This window comes from Pseudomonas sp. NBRC 111123 (assembly GCF_001320205.1).
Classification (GTDB): domain Bacteria; phylum Pseudomonadota; class Gammaproteobacteria; order Pseudomonadales; family Pseudomonadaceae; genus Aquipseudomonas; species Aquipseudomonas putida_J.
Map to the genome: position 1 here is coordinate 59845 of NZ_BCAZ01000029.1, position 16274 is coordinate 76118.

Consider the following 16274-nt stretch of genomic DNA (forward strand, 5'->3'; position numbering starts at 1 on the left):
CGGCCCTTTCGCGACACAAGGCCGCTCCTACACACAACCCTTATCCCTCAAGGATCATCCCATGCTCCATGAGTTGTTCAGTGTCTACCTGAAGATGCTGGTGCTCTACAGCCCATTCTTCGTGCTGTCATGCTTCATCAGCCTGACGCGCGGTCACTCCAGCAAGGAGCGCAAACAACTAGCCTGGAAGGTCGCCTTTGCCGCCCTGGTGGCCAGCGTGCTGCTCTATCTGTTCGGGCGGGTGATCTTCGGCATCTTCGGCATCACCGCCGACGCCTTCCGTATCGGTGCCGGCAGCGTGCTGTTCATCTCGGCGTTGGGCATGGCCCAGGGCAAACCGGCCGTGCAGGCCGATAACGTGCAGCAGGACGTGACCATCGTGCCGCTGACCATTCCGCTCACCGTGGGCCCCGGCACCATTGGTGCACTGCTGGTCATGGGCGTGGGCCAGCCACACTGGGACGACAAGCTGCTGGCCATCGTCAGCATCGCGCTGGCCAGCTTTACCGTAGGCCTGGTGCTGTACCTCTCGCACAGCATCGAAAAACTGCTCGGTGACCAGGGCCTGCAAATCGTCAGCCGTCTGATGGGGCTGTTCGTCTGCGCCCTGGCGGCGCAGATCATCTTCACCGGGATCAAGGGCTACCTGGTGCCCTAGAGCTGGATATCGAGAATCTGCTGATGCGCTGCCGAACTAACGCCCGCTAGTATTTTTTGCTTGAATTGCTCACGGAACAGCCGCAAGTTGAAACGGATCAATTCGGCACTCTGCCCTGTCAGCGTCATGCCCAAATCACCTTTGACGAAGAGGAAGTGCTGGGTGGATTCCAGTGCAAGCAACTGCATCTGGTACAACACCATTTCGTAGTAGTCCCCCGAGCGGCGCACACAAGGCATCAGCTGAAACTGTATCGTGTTGTTTTCCCTCATTCGGGTTTCAACCCGCCCCATCAGTTCACGGTCCTTTTGCAGGCCCAGCACAAAGCGTTCGGCTTCTTGCAGGTGCTCGGGCGAGCCCACCTGCCCGATCTGCTGCAATGTCATCTCGATGACCTGCTGACGCAAAGCAACTGGCTGTTGGAACAGCGGTGGTGGCGTGGCATCCCAGCCAAGGAATTGCAGCTTGCGTCGGTAATTGTTGAACCAGTCGGGGTTCAGGCCCTCAGTCTTTTCCTGAGTGGCCACGGCATGTGCGAAGCGGATCACCAGCAGAATGTCTTCACGGGCCTCGCTATCGACATTTGCGGCGAACGGCAGGAGGCTGGTTTCGACAGCCTTGCCACAGGCCATTGCTGAGCTCGAATCAGTCATGGGCAGACGTCCTTGAAGCGCAAGTCGGGTTGGACGGTGTCAGCCAGGGCGACACCCCCCTGCGTTGAGGGTCAAAGGTCGATTTCAGCCAGAATCTGGCGTGCAGCGCTATTGAGCTTCTGGTCGATCAAATCACGTGCACCTTCATACTGTCGCTTGCTGAAGCTCAACGCTGCGGCACAGGCGTAAGTCACAGTGCCCTTGTGCTCCCACCTGCCCAGTAGCGTTTCACCTTTGCGGTTGGGCAGTTCATCGCTCTGTAATGCACAAACCAGCATGACCACTTCCCCGCCAGCTGATTGGGAGCATTTGCATACGCTGATACTTACCCGATCATCTTCGCGGCTTCGGATATCCAGCAACTTGATGGTCTCGGCATCTTTCAACGCCTCCACAATCGCCCCGCCAAGGTCCTTGATGCTTTGCTTGATATCACCGGTAGACGCACCATACGCCGCCTGCAGCCCCTGCCCCAGCAGGTTGCTCATTTCCACGTATGCCCCGGTTTCAGTGACCTTGTTCACTTCATACTTGAGGGTGGTCCAACCGGTTGCCCCCATGATCCTCAGGTACTCATCGAACCAGGCTTCGGTCTGCCGGGTCGGGTGTTGCTTTTTGTTCGCAGCCTGGTTGGCCAGTGCATGGCAACTCCTGCCCGCCTCCCGTACTGCTTCGGGAACCTCGTCCGTGAAAACGAACAGGTTCTGGTCGGCCAGTAGTTGAAGGGTTTGCTTTTCTGCGTTCTCGGTCATTGCTGTATCTCCAGGATGGTGTGCAGTCGGAGTCTTTCGAACTCCAGCTGCAAACCTACCTGTCACGACGGGCGCTGCCTGCCGTGTAACACTTCCGGCCTATCAGGGCTTGGCACCGTACCAGCGCGGCGTGTACGCCCAGAGCCCACCATCGGCGCGCGCGAAGGTACAGGTCAGCGACGAGCCGACCAGCACCATGGTGCGCATGTCGACCATGTCTGGCTGCAGCTCTGCCAAGGTGACGACCTTGAGCGTCTGCCCGGGCCGACCAATGTCGCGACCAAGTACTACCGGCGTGCTCCCCTTGCGGTGCCTGCGCACCACCTCCAGCGCCACACCGAGCTGATGCGGCCTGGATCTGGAGATCGGGTTGTAGAAGGCCAGCACCAGATCCGCCTGGGCCGCCAGGTCCAGGCGCTTTTCGATGATCGACCAAGGCTTGAGGTTGTCCGACAGCGACATCACGCAGAAGTCATGCCCCAGCGGCGCACCGGCCTGGGCGGCGGTCGCCAGCGAAGCCGAGACGCCCGGCAGGATTTCAAGGTCGACGCGGTGCCACGCGGGGTCGCTCGCCTCATGCAGGGCTTCGAGCACCGCCGCCGCCATGGCGAACACACCCGGGTCGCCCGAAGACACCACAACCACCGAACGGCCTTGGGCCGCCAGTTCGAAGGCATGCCGGGCACGCTGCATCTCTTCACGGTTGTCGGTGCAGTGCTGCACCTGATCATCACGGAACGGCCCCGCCATGCGCACGTAGGTCTCGTAGCCGAGAATGTCCTCGGCACGCGCCAGCTCGGCCTTTACCGCCGGCACCATCAGCTCGGCAGCACCAGGCCCCAGGCCGATCACCGCCAGGCGGCCACGCTTGCGACCCAGGCGAGCCGTGTCGACCGGCAGTGCGGCCGATGCGATGACCAGGCCCGGCCGCTCGACCAGGCGGGCTTCGGGCAAAGCCTCGGCCACCATGCTGGCCAGCGTGCCGTTCATTGCCGCAAAGCGCAGCACAACGCCCAGTTCCGCTGCGGCCTCGTGCAAGGAAGGCTCGGCCATCGCCTGATCGGCGACCAGCAGGCAAGCCAGCGAGGGCTCGGCGATACCGGCCTCACGCAAGGCGCCACGCACCTGCTCGGCCAGCCCGGGGCCGCCTGCAGCCAGAGCCACCACCACGGACCGCGGGTGGATCAGCAACTCATCACGGCTGGCCTCGCGTGCGTCACAGCCGACATGGATGGTACGCCGGGCCGCGTCACTGGCCGGCAGTTGCACCTGCGCAAGCCAGGGCGCATCACCCTCGATACGCACGCTTTCACCGGCCAGCAGATCAGAGACAAAACGCTTGCCCTGCTCCAGGTCCGCCAGGGCATAGCCTTCTGGCGGGTTGAGCAGGCAGGTGCCGAAGCGCAGTTCACCACTGGTGGTGATCGCTGCTGCCACACCCAGCGCCTCGCCGAGTTCACGCGCCATGACGTTGACCCCGCTCAGGCCACCCAACAGCGGCACCACCGCGCTACCGTCCTCGGCCACGGCCAGTACGGGCGGCTCTGCACCTTTCTCATCGAGCAGGCTGGCCAGGCTGCGGATGACGATACCGGCTGCGCACAGCGCGATGATCGGCGTGGCCTGCTGGTACAGCGCGCGCAGGGTATCGCCGAATCCGTCGTAATACTGATCGGCGCCCTCGACCCGGCCACGCAGGCCATGAATCATCGCCTGTGGATAACGCTGCTGGATACGCTGCGCCGTGACCAGGCTGCCGGCCCCAAGCATGACGATGGCCGGCGCCTGTTGACTGTTCAGCCCTGCCATTTTTCCCCCGGCACGATGATCAGCGAGAAGTATGGCGACGACTGCGGGTCTACCTGATCCAGCGGCACGATCTTCTGGTTGGCCATGGTCGCCCGCTCGACATACAGCGCGCGCCCGTCCAGGCCCAGTTCGCCCAGCACCTGGCGTACCTTGGGGAGGTTGCGGCCCAGCTTCATGATCACAGCCGCATCGGCATCTGCCAGGCGGCGCTTGAGCGCTTCGGCAGGCAGCACGCCCGACAGCACCGACAGGCTCTGGTTGCGATACACCAGCGGCGCGCCCAATACCGAGGCGCCGCCGAGCATCGAGCAGACGCCCGGGACCACTTCGGCCTCATGCTTCTGGGCCAGGCGGTCGTGCAAGTACATGTAGGAGCCGTAGAAGAACGGATCACCTTCGCAGATGACGGCCACATCGCGACCGGCATCCAGATGCTCGGCCACCTGCACAGCAGCCTCATCGTAGAAATCGCTGATCACCTGCTCGTAGGACAGTGGCGCAGGCAGCACCTCGGTGGTCACCGGGTACACCAGCGGCAGCAGGGTCTGCTCGGCTTGCAGGTGGGCCTCGATGATACCGAAGGCGTTGCCGCGCTTGCCCTTGGCCACGAAATACGCCACCACGGGCGACTCGCGCAGCAGGCGCAACGCCTTGACGGTGATCAGTTCAGGGTCGCCGGGGCCTACGCCCAGGCCTAGAAGACGTCCGCGCGGCGCCATCATTCCACCTCCGTGGCCAGGGCATTGACCGCGGCAGCGGCCATCGCGCTACCGCCCAGGCGGCCCTGCATGATCACGAACGGCACGCCGCGGCTGTCGGCGGCAAGCATCGCCTTGGACTCGGCGGCACCCACAAAGCCGACCGGGAAACCGAGAATCAGCGCAGGTTTAGGTGCACCGGCATCGAGCATCTCCAGCAGGTAGAACAGCGCGGTCGGGGCATTGCCGATCACCACCACGCTGCCTTCCAGGTACGGGCGCCACAGCTCCAGGGCCACGGCAGAACGGGTGTTGCCGGCGTCCTTGGCCAGGCCTGGCACGCTTGGGTCGCGCAGGGTGCAGATCACCTGGTTATTGGCGGGCAGGCGCGCACGGGTGATGCCTTCGGCAACCATGTGTGCATCGCAGAGGATCGGCGCGCCATGGGCCAAGGCTTCACGACCGGCACGGCCAGCACCTGCGGAAAACTGCAGGCCGTCGATGGCATCGACCATGCCGCAGGCATGAATCACGCGCACGGCGAGCTTTTCCAGGTCTGCGGGAATCCGCTCGAGCCGGGCTTCCTCGCGGATGATCCGGAAGGAATTGCGATAGATCTCCTGACCATCGCGGATGTAGTCAATCATCAAGGTGCTCCGTCGGCAGGGCGAGCATGGCGCCTGCTTCATTCAAGGTAAGGTCGGTGCCGCGCAGGGCTCCCAGGCCCGGCAGGTGCGCGTCACGCAAATAGAGGTCATAGCGGCCCGGTGAACGGGCCAGCAAAGTGGCCGCGGCGACATGGGCCACGGCGCAGGAACGCGGGCAGCCGGACAGGTGCACGCTTACTGGCGCGCCACTGCCCAGCAGCGCCGCCAGCTCGACGGCATCGGCCTTGGTCTCGGCCTGGCCCTTGGCGCAGCCACTGCTGCCAGTGCAGGCGACCATGCGCGCCAAGGGCTCGGCAGGCTGGCAAAGCAGGCCCAGCGCCGATAGCTCGACACGGGCCTGGTCGAGGCCGGCAGCGGCGATGTTGGTCAGCATCAGGCTTTGCCACGGGCTCAGGCGCAGGCTGCCGTCACCCCACTGCCGGGCCACCCGGGCAGCCCCGCGCAACATGGCGGGCGACAGCCGGCCCAGCGGCGGCGCTACGCCCAACGCCATGCCCTGCTGTTGCGTCACGGCACCCAGCCATGGGCTTTGGCTGACTTTGCGTTGCCACTCGAGCACGGCCGCATCGCGGCGGATCTGCAAGCCGAGGCCGTTGATGAACGCATCCGCCGGGCAATCTTGCAGCAACTGGCGCATGCGCGACTGTTCAGGGCTGGCCAGATCGAGGAAGCGATCGAGCACCGCACGCACCAGCCCCAACCCTTGCTCCAGCGGCACTGCGCCCATTACCTGGCCGTCGGCCGGGCAGCTGGCCAGGCCGAATGCCAGCCAGTCACGCTGCTCCAGGCGCAGTGCCGAGAGCCACAGGTCGTGGGGGTGTTCGAGCATTGCCACGCCTTCACCACCGTCCAGTTGCACGGCGAACTTGGCCGACAGCTGATGGAAGCGCGGCGTGCCTTGCAGCAGGTCGAGGATTTGCCCGGCCAACGGACGGACATCAAGCAGCATGGCCGGGTCATGCCCGGCCAGCGGGCTGAGCATCAGGTTGCGCACATCGTCGCTGGCCGCATCACGTGGCCCGAGCCCTGCAGCCAACAGGCATTCGACCAGCCCCGCATGATCGCTGCCAATGCCACGGATCTGCAGGTTGCCACGGTTGGTGGCCTCGATCACTCCGCCGGCGAAGCGCTCGGCTGCCGCCGCCACCGCCTCGGCCTGGTCGGCCAGCAGCAAGCCGCCGGGCAGCTTGATACGGCATATGCCACCGTCACGGGCGTTGACGATGCGCCACAACCCCGGGCAGGCCGAGGGACGGAGTGAGGCTACGGGCGTGTTGGCTGGCGTCAAAGGGGCGTCCGGCAATCGCTGAAAATGCGCTTGAGTGTAGAAGGCGCGGTATTATGCCTGCTTTGTCCGGCGGCATGAAAAGCCGGTGGTCGAGCATCAACAGCGATTGAGCAGAAATTTTGGGGGCGCTGTGCGCCCCATCGCGACACAAGGCCGCTTCTGCAGGAAACACCGCCCCCTGTAGGAGCGGCCTTGTGTCGCGATGGGCTGCACAGCAGCCCCAGATCCCAAAGAGGTAGCAATGACCCCCTGGCTGACAGTAGTAGGCATCGGCGAAGACGGCTTCAGCGGCCTGGGCAAGCAGGCCCGGCGCGCCCTGCTGGGCGCCTCGCGGATCATCGGCAGCCCGCGGCAACTGGCCCTGTTGCCGCGCTGCATCGGCGCACAGCGGCAGGACTGGCCAACGCCGTTCTCTCTCGCCCCGGTGCTGGCCCTGCGCGGTGAGCCGGTCTGCGTGCTGGCCAGCGGTGACCCGATGTTCTACGGCGTAGGCGCCAGCCTGGCGCGGCAGGTACCGGCCGCAGAAATGCAGGTGCTGTCGATGCCCTCCTCCTGCGCCCTGGCCGCCGCGCGCCTGGGCTGGCCGCTGCAGGACGTGCACGTGGTGTCGGTGGTCGCACGCCCGCTGGCGGCGCTCAATGCGCACCTGTACAGCGGCCAGCGCCTGCTGGTGCTGAGCAACGATGGCGATAGCCCTGCGGCCATCGCTGCACTGCTGCGCGAGCGCGGCTTCGGGCCCAGCCGCCTGCACGTACTGGAACACCTCGGTGGCGCGGCCGAGCGGCACCTTTGCGCCAGCGCCGATGACTGGCCCGCCGCTGAAGTCGCCGACCTCAACCTGGTGGCCATCGAATGCCTGGCCAGCCCGAATGCCGTGCGCCTGTCGCGTGTGCCCGGGCTGGCGGACAGCGCCTTCCGCCATGACGGCCAACTGACCAAGCGCGACGTGCGCGCCATTACCCTGGCGCGCCTGGCGCCGCAGCCCGGCGAACTGCTCTGGGACGTGGGCGCCGGTTGTGGCTCGATCGGTATCGAATGGATGCGCGCCCACCCGGCCTGCCGCACCCTGGCCATCGAAGCCGACGAAGGCCGCCAGGGCTTCATCGAATACAACCGCGATGCCCTGGGTGTCCCCGGCCTGCAACTGGTTCGTGGCAAAGCCCCCGAAGCCCTCGCCGAGCTCGAACGCCCGGATGCCATTTTCATTGGTGGCGGCGTCACCCGCGAAGGCGTGCTGCCCCTGTGCTGGGAACGCTTGCGCCCCGGCGGGCGGCTGGTGGCCAATGCGGTCACCCTGCAAAGCGAACTGGCCTTGGCGCATTTTCGTGAACAGCATGGCGGCGAGCTTACCCGCATCCATATCGCCCAGGCCCAGCCCTTGGGCGCCTTCGATACCTGGCGCCAGGCGTTGCCGATCACCTTGCTCGACGTGGTGAAACCCCTCGATGCGTGAAGAAACCCACGAGCAACCCGCGCCCCTGCGCAGCGGCCTGACCACCGGCAGCTGCGCCACCGCCACCAGCCTCGCGGCTGCAAAGCTGCTGCTGACCGGCCAGTGCGACGACGCCGTGGACATCACCCTGCCCAAGGGCAAGGTGGTGCAGATGCGCCTGGAGTTCTGCCGCCTGGTCGGCGAGCGCGCCGAAGCGGGCACCCTCAAGGATGCCGGCGACGACCCGGACGTCACCCACGGCGCCCTGCTCTACAGCCAGATCCGCTTGCAGGAACAACCTGGCATACGCTTCGTCGCAGGCCTTGGCGTCGGTACCGTCACCCGCCCCGGCCTGGTGCTGGCAGTGGGTGAGCCCGCCATCAACCCAGTCCCTCGGCGGATGATCAGCGAGCATTTGCAGCAGTTGGCCGACGCCTGCAGCTATCCGGGCGGTTTCGAGGTCACGGTGAATGTGCAGGGGGGTGAGGCGCTGGCGCTGAAGACCATGAACCCGCGCCTGGGCATCCTTGGTGGGTTGTCGATCCTCGGCACCAGCGGCATCGTGCGGCCCTTCTCTTGCTCGGCCTATATCGCCTCGATCCACCAGGGCATCGATGTCGCCCACACCAATGGCTACACCCATATCGCAGCCTGCACCGGCAACGCCAGTGAAGACACCATGCGCCGGGTCTACAACTTGCCCGAAATCGCCCTGATCGAGATGGGCGATTTCGTCGGTGCCGTCCTCAAGCACGTGCGCAAAGTGCCAGTGCCACGCCTGACCTTGTGCGGTGGTTTCGGCAAGATCAGCAAGCTGGCGGCCGGCCACATGGACCTGCACAGCCGACATTCGAGCATCGACCTGCCGCAACTGGCCAGCTGGGCAGCGGACATCGGCGCCGACGCCGAGCTGCAAGCAGCGATCATTGCCGCCAACACCAGCCAGCAGGCCTTGGCCTTGGCACACGCCGCCGGTATCGCCTTGGGCGATGCGGTGTGCGCCCATGCCCTGGCTTTTGCCCGCAGCGTGGTGCCGACACAGGTGCACGTCGAAGTATTTGCCATCGACCGCCAGGGCGGCATCGTCGGCAAGGCCGGTGTGCAATGACGCCCCGCATCCTCCTGCTCGGCGGTGTCACCGAAGCGCTGGCCATCGCCCGCCAGCTCGGCCCCGAGCACATCTACAGCCTGGCCGGTATTGGCCGCGTGCCGCAGGACCTGGCCTGCCAGGTGCGGGTTGGTGGCTATGGCGGTGCACAGGGCCTGGCCGCCTACCTGCGTGAAGCCGGCATTACCCTGCTGATCGACGCCACCCACCCCTATGCCGCACAGATCAGCCGTAACGCTGCCAGCGCCGCGCAGGCAGCCGGCATTCCCTGCTGGGCCTTGCGCCGCCCGGCCTGGCAGGCACAGCCGGGGGACGATTGGCGTGAGGTGGAAGACTGGGCTGGGCTGATCGAGGCGCTCAAGCCGTTTCGGCGGCCATTGTTCACCTTGGGTCGCGAGCCGCTGCAGCATCTTGAAGAGATTCCGCCGGAGCAGTTCTGGACCCTGCGGGCGCTGGAAGCCTGCCCTGGCAATGAACGTTGCGAGGTGATCGGCGCACGTGGGCCGTTTCAGATCGAAGACGAGCGGGCACTGTTCGAACGGCGTCGCATCGATGTGCTGGTGAGCAAGAACAGCGGCAGCGTGGCGACCGAGCCGAAACTCGAGGTGGCCAGGGAGCAAGGGGTGCCGGTGCTGATTCTGAAGCGCCCAACTTTGCCTGCGGTGGATCGTGCGTTCACATCCACCGCTCAAGTGCTTACAGCCGTTTCAGATTATTCCTGCACGCCGTGAAGTGGCCCTGTGCCGCTTCGCTGCCGTAAACTCAGGCCCTCCCCCCGGAAGGCGTGACTCATATGGAAATGCAATGGTGGGTCTGGCTGGTGTTCGGCATCGGCCTGATCCTGCTCGAACTGGTACTGCCCACGTTCTTCATCATCTGGTTCGGCATCGGTGCCGTGCTGGTCTCGCTTATCGCCCTGGCAGCCCCCGCCCTGCAACTGGACATGCAGGTGCTGCTGTGGGTGCTGTTCTCCTCAGTGACCACGGTCCTCTGGTTCAAGCTGTTCAAACGCAAACAACCCGACGTGCGCTGGACCGCCGACAGCGTGATCGGTGAAGTCGGGCTGCTGACCAGCAGCGTCTCGCAATTCCAGAAAGGCCGCGTGCGCTTCCAGAAGCCGCTGCTCGGCAACGAAGAATGGACCTGCGTCGCCGACGGCGACATCCCCGCCGGCGAGCGCGTGCGGCTCGTCGCCATCGAAGGCAACACCGCCCGGGTCGTCCGGGCCTGAATTGGCAATTAAAAGGAAGTTTGCATCATGACCAGTCTCATCGTCGTCGGCGCCATCGCCCTGTTTGTCCTGATCACAGTATTCAAGGGCGTGCGTATCGTGCCCCAGGGCGAAGAGTGGATCGTCGAGCGCCTGGGCCGCTACCACAGCACACTCAAACCCGGCCTGAACATCGTTATCCCGTACATGGACGTGGTCGCCTATCGCCTGCCGACCAAAGACATCATCCTCGACGTGCAGGAACAGGAAATCATTACCAAGGACAACGCGGTGATCGTCGCCAACGCCTTGTGCTTCGCCAAGGTGGTCGACCCGCAGAAGGCCTCCTATGGCGTGCAGAACTTCTCGTTCGCCGTCACCAGCCTGACCATGACCTCGCTGCGCGCCATCGTCGGTGCGATGGACCTGGACGAAGCACTGTCTAGCCGTGAGCAGATCAAGGCGCGCCTGCGCGAGGCAATGTCCGAGCAGACCGAAGACTGGGGCGTGACCGTGCGCTCGGTGGAGATCCAGGACATCAAGCCTTCGCAGAACATGCAGCTGGCCATGGAGCGCCAGGCAGCCGCCGAGCGTGAGCGTAAAGCCGACGTGACCCGCGCCGAAGGCGCCAAGCAGGCAGCAATCCTCGAAGCCGAAGCGCGCCTGCAGGCGGCCAAACTGGATGCCGAGGCGCAGATCAACCTGGCCGAGGCTTCGGCGCGGGCGATCTCGCTGGTCAAGGAAGCGGTCGGCAACGAGACCGTGCCGGCCATGTACCTGCTGGGTGAGCGCTATGTAGGGGCCATGGAGAACCTGGCCAACAGCAGCAATGCCAAGGTCGTGGTGCTGCCAGCGGACCTGCAGGAGACCGTGCGTGGCCTGATGGGCCGCAACAAGGCTTGAACATTGCCGGGGCTGCCTCGCAGCCCCCGCCTGCGTCACTTCACCGCACCCCGTCATTTTTACCTATACTCCGCCTTACAATACCGCCCACGATTCCTGACCGGATCTCTCCATGCCCCCACGTCGGCACATTGCCTGGATAGCCTGCCTTGCAGTGCTGTTCAACCTGCTGGCCATGCCGCTGTCTTCTGCTGCGCCCAAGGGCCCGGCAGAGCAGCTGCTGTGGGGGGCTTTCTGTTCCAGCCTGGCCGGCAAGGCCAAGGCCGATGTCCAGGCCCTGGCCAAGATCGACCTCGGCACGCAAAGCGATCAGCACTCCAACATGCAGCACTGCTGGTGCTGTTCGGGCGCCGCACCGCTGCTGGCCCTGCCGGGTTACCCGCCGCAACTGCACAACCCGCCCACACGGCTGGCCGGGCATGCACCGCCGCTGATTGATTACCAGCCCACGCCGCGCCAGCTATGGCCTGCGCTCAATCCCCGTGCCTCTCCCCTGGTCTGAGTTCATCACGCTGTCTGCCTGAACCTGAACAGATCGGAGACTCACCATGCTCAAGCAAGCTCTCGTACTGGCTGCCCTGCTGCTGCCCGGCGCCTACGCCAACGCACATGAATACACTGTGGGCGACCTGCACATCGCCCACCCTTGGTCGCTGCAACTACCGCCCAACGCACCCAACGTTGCCGCCTATTTCGTCGTGCACAACAACGGCAAGGCCGATGACCGCCTGCTGAGCGTCGACAGCCCGATCAGCGATGACGCGCAACTGCACGAGCATGCCATGAGCGCCAGCGGCGCCATGAAGATGCAGCAGGTGCAGAGCGTGGTGGTGCCCGCTGGCAAGGACCTGACCTTCGCCCCCAGCGCCTACCACGTGATGCTGATGCAGCCCAAGGACCGCAGCCTGCTCACCAACGGCAAGCGCTTCCCGCTGACCTTGCACTTCGAGAAGGCCGGCGACATCACCGTCGACGTGGCCGTACAGAAACAGGCGCCGGCGGACCAGCCCCAGGCCCACGAACACGCGCACTGACGCCCGCTGACAGGCGCTCGCCAGCATGAGCCTGCCGCGCAACAGCCTCAGCCGTACCACCCGCCCTGAACGCAGGCGCGTCGGTGGCGGCTGGCTGAGCCTGTTCGCCATGTGGATGATCTTCATCGGCCCATTGATTTCCCAATCGATGCCGATGGACCACCACGCCGGCATGAGCATGCCGATGGACATGTCGATGTCCATGCCGGCTGCCCACGCCCATGCCAGCGACAACCAGCAAGGCCACGGCGACGACGGCCAACTGCACGTAATGTGGGAAAAGTGTGGCTATTGCAGCCTGCTGTTCAACTGCCCCGCCTTACCGCAAACCCTCAGCCCGCTCAGCGTCGCCAGCGCAGTTCCGCCTACCCTCATCCCTGCCCCCACGCGCCAGGGCCATGCCCGGCAGGCCGTGTTCCCCGGTGCGCGCAGCCGCGCGCCGCCCCTTTCGATCAGCGTCTGACACCACCGCTATCGCACGGAGCCAGGAGGCTTCGCGCACACTCATGACTGATCGACTGGAATCACTATGTCCGGCTGCACCCCTGTTTTAGCCACCTCCCTGCGTGGGACATTCGCCGCACTGTGCGGCTCGCTGCTCGCGCCCATGGCCCTGGCCGCAGACCCTGGCCATGAAGGCCCCGAGGCCGAGCTGAGCCCGACGGTAATCACTGCGCTTGCACCGAGCTCGCCGCTGACCGTGGTCACCAACCCCAAGGACCCGCGCCAGCCAGTGCCGGCCAGCGATGGTGCCGATTACCTGAAAACCATCCCCGGCTTCTCGGCCATCCGCGCCGGTGGCACCAATGGTGACCCGGTGCTGCGCGGCATGTTCGGCTCGCGCCTGAACATTCTCACCAACGGCGGCGTGATGCTCGGCGCTTGCCCCAACCGCATGGATGCCCCGACCTCCTACATCGCACCGGAAACCTACGACCGCCTCACCGTGATCAAAGGCCCGCAAAGCGTGATCTGGGGGCCAGGCGGCTCAGCGGGCACGATCCTCTTCGAGCGCGAGCCGGAAAAGTTCGGCACCCTCGGTAGCCGGGTCAACGCCAGCTTGCTGGCCGGCTCCAATGGCCGCTTCGACAAGGTGCTCGATGCTGCCGCCGGCAACAGCCAGGGCTATGCGCGGTTCGTCGGCAATCAGTCGCACGCGGACGATTACGACGACGGCAATGGCGATACCGTGCCTTCGCGCTGGGAGAAATGGAACGGCGATGTGGCCCTGGGCTGGACCCCCGACCAGGACACCTTGCTCGAACTCACCGCAGGCAAGGGCGACGGCGAGGCACGCTATGCCGGCCGTGGCATGGACGGCGCGCAATTCAAGCGCGAAAGCCTGGGCCTGCGCTTTGAAAAGTCCAACCTGGGCGAGGTGCTCGACAAGGTCGAGGCGCAGGTCTACTACAACTACGCCGACCACGTGATGGACAACTACAGCCTGCGCACCCCCTCGGGCACCGGCATGATGGCCGGCCCCATGGCCGCCGCCGTCGACCGCCGCACCTTGGGTGCACGCATCAAGGCCACCTGGCGCTGGGCCGACGTGCAGCTGGTCAGCGGCATCGATGCGCAGACCAACGAGCACCGCGCGCGCAGCGCCATGGGCATCGACACCTACAAGGACAAACCCTGGGAAAAGGATGCCGATTTCCACAACTACGGTGCGTTCGCCGAACTGACCTGGTACGCCACCGGTGAAGATCGCCTGATCACCGGCGCCCGCCTGGACCGTGCCTCGGCTCGGGACTTCCGTGATGACAGCGCCACCAACGGCAACACCCGCGCCGACACGCTGCCCAGTGGCTTCGTCCGCTACGAGCACGACCTGGCAGCACTGCCGGCTACCACCTACATCGGCCTCGGCCACGCCCAGCGCTTCCCTGACTACTGGGAGCTGTTCTCCCCAGACCAGGGCCCAGCCGGCTCGGTGAATGCCTTCGACAGCATCAAGCCCGAGAAGACCACGCAGCTCGACTTCGGTATCCAGTACCGCGACGAGCGCCTGGAAGCTTGGGCATCGGGCTACGTCGGGCAGATTCGTGACTACATCCTGTTCGACTACCGCACCGGGATGATGGGCATGAGCTCTACCCAGGCGCAGAACATCGACGCCCGCATCATGGGCGGTGAACTGGGTGCGGCCTACAAACTGAGCGAGGGCTGGAAGGCCGACGCCACCCTGGCCTATGCCTGGGGCAAGAACAGCAGCGATGGCAAGGCACTGCCGCAGATGCCACCGCTGGAAAGCCGCCTGGGCCTGACCTACAGCCGCGACAGCTGGAGCGCCGGAGCCCTGTGGCGGCTGGTGGCAGCGCAGAACCGCATTGCCGAAAACCAGGGCAACGTGGTCGGCAAGGACTTCGACAAGAGCGCCGGCTTCGGCGTGTTCTCGCTCAACGGCGCCTACAAGGTGAGCCACAACCTAAAGCTCAGCGCAGGGGTCGACAACCTGTTCGACAAGGCCTACGCCGAGCACCTGAACCTGGCCGGGAATGCCGGGTTCGGCTACCCGGCCAGTGATCCACAGCCGGTGAACGAGCCAGGCAGGACCTTCTGGACCAAGGTCGATTTCAGCTTCTGACAACAACAACGGGCGCACCTTCGGTTGCGCCCATCTGCTGGTCACACAGGAGGTTCCCATGAGAGGAACACGCGTCAATTTCTATAACCTGGCCTGGCGTTGGCACTTCTATGCGGGGCTTTTCGTGGCCCCGTTCATGATCCTGTTGGCGATCACCGGGATCATCTACCTGTTCAAGCCTCAGCTCGACCCGCTGCTCTACCGTGACCTGATGGTGGTCGAAGCCGGCCACCATCGCCAGGGCGCCGATACGATGCTGGCCGAAGTGCGCCAGGCTTACCCGCAAGGCCATGTCGGCCAGTACCTGCCGCCGATCAATGCCGAGCGCAGCGCGCAGTTCGTGGTACATGACGCAGGCCGCGAACTGAACGTGTTCGTCGACCCGTACAGCGGCAAGATCCTTGGCGAGCAGGACGGCAAGCAGAACCTCCAGGCCATCGCCCGCGCCTTGCACGGTGAACTGATGGTCGGCACGGTCGGTGACCGCCTGGTGGAGCTCGCCGCAGGCTGGGGTATCGTGCTGGTGGTGTCGGGCTTGTACCTTTGGTGGCCACGCGGGCGCAACGGTGCCGGTGTGCTGTGGCCGCGCTTCGCGGCAAAAGGCCGAGTGTTCTGGCGCGACCTGCATGCGGTGACCGGCTTCTGGGGGGCTGCCCTGCTGTTGCTGATGCTGGTCAGCGGCATGACCTGGACCGGCATGTGGGGCAAACAGTACGCCGATCTGTGGAACCGCTTCCCGGCGGCCATGTGGAATGACGTGCCCACGTCGGACCAGGAGGCCCGCGTGCTCAACAACGCCCACCGCCAGACCGTGCCGTGGGCGATGGAGAACACCCCCATGCCGCAATCCGGCGCTCATGCCGAGCATGCCGGGCATCACATGATGGACAGTGCGCCTGCCGCGCCACAGGTGAGCCTGCAGCAGGTGCAGGACATCGCCACTGCACGCCAGGTGGAGCCGGGCTACAGCATCACCGCGCCGACCACTGCAGAAGGTGTGTACACCATTGCAGTGTTTGCCGACGACCCGCGCAACGATGCCACCCTGCATGTCGACCAGTACACCGGCAAGGTGTTGGCCGATGTGCGCTGGCAGGACTACAGCCCAGTGGCCCGTGCTACCGAGCTTGGCGTGATGCTGCACGAGGGCAAGATGTTCGGGCCGCTGAACCAGATCATCATCCTGCTGGTATGCCTGATGATCCTGCTGGGTTCGGTGAGTGGGCTGGTGATGTGGTGGAAACGCCGGCCTGAAGGTGGGCTGGGGGTACCGCCGCTGCGCCATGATCTGCCGCGCTGGAAGGCTGCGGTGGGGGTCATGCTGGTGCTGGGCGTGATGTTCCCGCTGGTGGGGGTGTCGATGGTGGCGATGTGGGTGGTGGATAGCCTGGTGGTCCGGCGCCGTCGGGTGCTGGCCAGCGCCTGAGTTTTAACCTGCACTGGCCTCTTCGCGGGTGAACCCGCTCCCACAGGT

General features: G+C 65.1%; 17 protein-coding genes. 11 read left to right on the forward strand and 6 right to left on the reverse strand.

All coding sequences use genetic code 11. The features are described 5' to 3' along the window. The first annotated feature begins 61 nt into the window (after positions 1-61). Positions 62-658: a MarC family protein gene (locus tag APH27_RS15905; protein ID WP_060485314.1), complete on the forward strand. Its 597-nt coding sequence runs from the start codon at positions 62-64 to the stop codon at positions 656-658. Here APH27_RS15905 and APH27_RS15910 read toward each other — a convergent pair. From APH27_RS15910 to cobG, 6 genes are all read right to left on the reverse strand, one after another. Continuing rightward, positions 655-1311: a hypothetical protein gene (locus tag APH27_RS15910; RefSeq protein ID WP_156335889.1), complete on the reverse strand. Its 657-nt coding sequence runs from the start codon at positions 1309-1311 to the stop codon at positions 655-657. The two genes, APH27_RS15905 and APH27_RS15910, sit on opposite strands and share 4 nt — an antisense overlap. 71 nt (positions 1312-1382) lie before the next feature. Further along, positions 1383-2063: a hypothetical protein gene (locus tag APH27_RS15915; protein WP_060485316.1), complete on the reverse strand. Its 681-nt coding sequence runs from the start codon at positions 2061-2063 to the stop codon at positions 1383-1385. A 102-nt stretch (positions 2064-2165) separates the two neighbouring features. Then, on the reverse strand, positions 2166-3872 hold the full coding sequence (gene cobJ, locus APH27_RS15920; protein WP_027920805.1) for a precorrin-3B C(17)-methyltransferase: 1707 nt from the start codon (positions 3870-3872) through the stop codon (positions 2166-2168). Beyond that, a complete protein-coding gene (locus APH27_RS15925; protein WP_027920804.1) occupies positions 3860-4594 on the reverse strand; it encodes a precorrin-2 C(20)-methyltransferase in 735 nt (244 codons plus the stop codon). Before APH27_RS15925 ends, cobJ begins: the two co-directional genes overlap by 13 nt. Then, a complete protein-coding gene (locus APH27_RS15930; RefSeq protein WP_027920803.1) occupies positions 4591-5217 on the reverse strand; it encodes a precorrin-8X methylmutase in 627 nt (208 codons plus the stop codon). The genes APH27_RS15925 and APH27_RS15930 overlap by 4 nt, the downstream gene beginning before the upstream one ends. Continuing rightward, positions 5210-6541 (reverse strand): precorrin-3B synthase, encoded by a 1332-nt coding sequence (gene cobG, locus APH27_RS15935; RefSeq protein ID WP_060485317.1) that lies wholly within the window; start codon positions 6539-6541, stop codon positions 5210-5212. Before cobG ends, APH27_RS15930 begins: the two co-directional genes overlap by 8 nt. A gap of 226 nt (positions 6542-6767) precedes the next feature. Here cobG and APH27_RS15940 point away from each other — a divergent pair, with 226 nt between their 5' ends. From APH27_RS15940 to APH27_RS15985, 10 genes are all read left to right on the forward strand, one after another. Further along, positions 6768-7979: a bifunctional cobalt-precorrin-7 (C(5))-methyltransferase/cobalt-precorrin-6B (C(15))-methyltransferase gene (locus APH27_RS15940; RefSeq protein ID WP_027920801.1), complete on the forward strand. Its 1212-nt coding sequence runs from the start codon at positions 6768-6770 to the stop codon at positions 7977-7979. After that, positions 7972-9066 carry a cobalt-precorrin-5B (C(1))-methyltransferase gene (locus tag APH27_RS15945; protein ID WP_060485318.1) on the forward strand — a complete coding sequence of 365 codons (1095 nt, stop codon included), beginning with the start codon at positions 7972-7974 and terminating at the stop codon, positions 9064-9066. Before APH27_RS15940 ends, APH27_RS15945 begins: the two co-directional genes overlap by 8 nt. After that, positions 9063-9797, forward strand: a complete 735-nt coding sequence (locus APH27_RS15950; RefSeq protein WP_027920799.1) for a cobalt-precorrin-6A reductase — start codon at positions 9063-9065, stop codon at positions 9795-9797. Before APH27_RS15945 ends, APH27_RS15950 begins: the two co-directional genes overlap by 4 nt. A 62-nt stretch (positions 9798-9859) precedes the next feature. Beyond that, positions 9860-10297, forward strand: a complete 438-nt coding sequence (locus APH27_RS15955) for an NfeD family protein (RefSeq protein ID WP_060485319.1) — start codon at positions 9860-9862, stop codon at positions 10295-10297. Positions 10298-10324: 27 nt separating this feature from the next. Continuing rightward, complete coding sequence (locus tag APH27_RS15960; RefSeq protein WP_060485320.1) at positions 10325-11179, forward strand: SPFH domain-containing protein; 855 nt, start codon at positions 10325-10327, stop codon at positions 11177-11179. Between the two features lie 112 nt (positions 11180-11291). Next, entirely contained in the window at positions 11292-11681 is a 390-nt protein-coding gene (locus APH27_RS15965) for a DUF2946 domain-containing protein (protein WP_060485321.1), read from the forward strand. A 46-nt stretch (positions 11682-11727) separates the two neighbouring features. After that, positions 11728-12213 carry a copper chaperone PCu(A)C gene (locus APH27_RS15970; RefSeq protein WP_060485322.1) on the forward strand — a complete coding sequence of 162 codons (486 nt, stop codon included), beginning with the start codon at positions 11728-11730 and terminating at the stop codon, positions 12211-12213. Positions 12214-12238: 25 nt separating this feature from the next. Then, positions 12239-12676, forward strand: a complete 438-nt coding sequence (locus APH27_RS15975) for a DUF2946 domain-containing protein (RefSeq protein ID WP_060485323.1) — start codon at positions 12239-12241, stop codon at positions 12674-12676. A 66-nt stretch (positions 12677-12742) separates the two neighbouring features. Next, on the forward strand, positions 12743-14800 hold the full coding sequence (locus APH27_RS15980) for a TonB-dependent copper receptor (RefSeq protein ID WP_060485324.1): 2058 nt from the start codon (positions 12743-12745) through the stop codon (positions 14798-14800). A gap of 58 nt (positions 14801-14858) precedes the next feature. Continuing rightward, the gene (locus APH27_RS15985) at positions 14859-16226 is read left to right on the forward strand and encodes a PepSY domain-containing protein (protein WP_027920792.1); all 1368 of its coding nucleotides are present in this window, start codon (positions 14859-14861) and stop codon (positions 16224-16226) included. Positions 16227-16274: the final 48 nt, after the last annotated feature.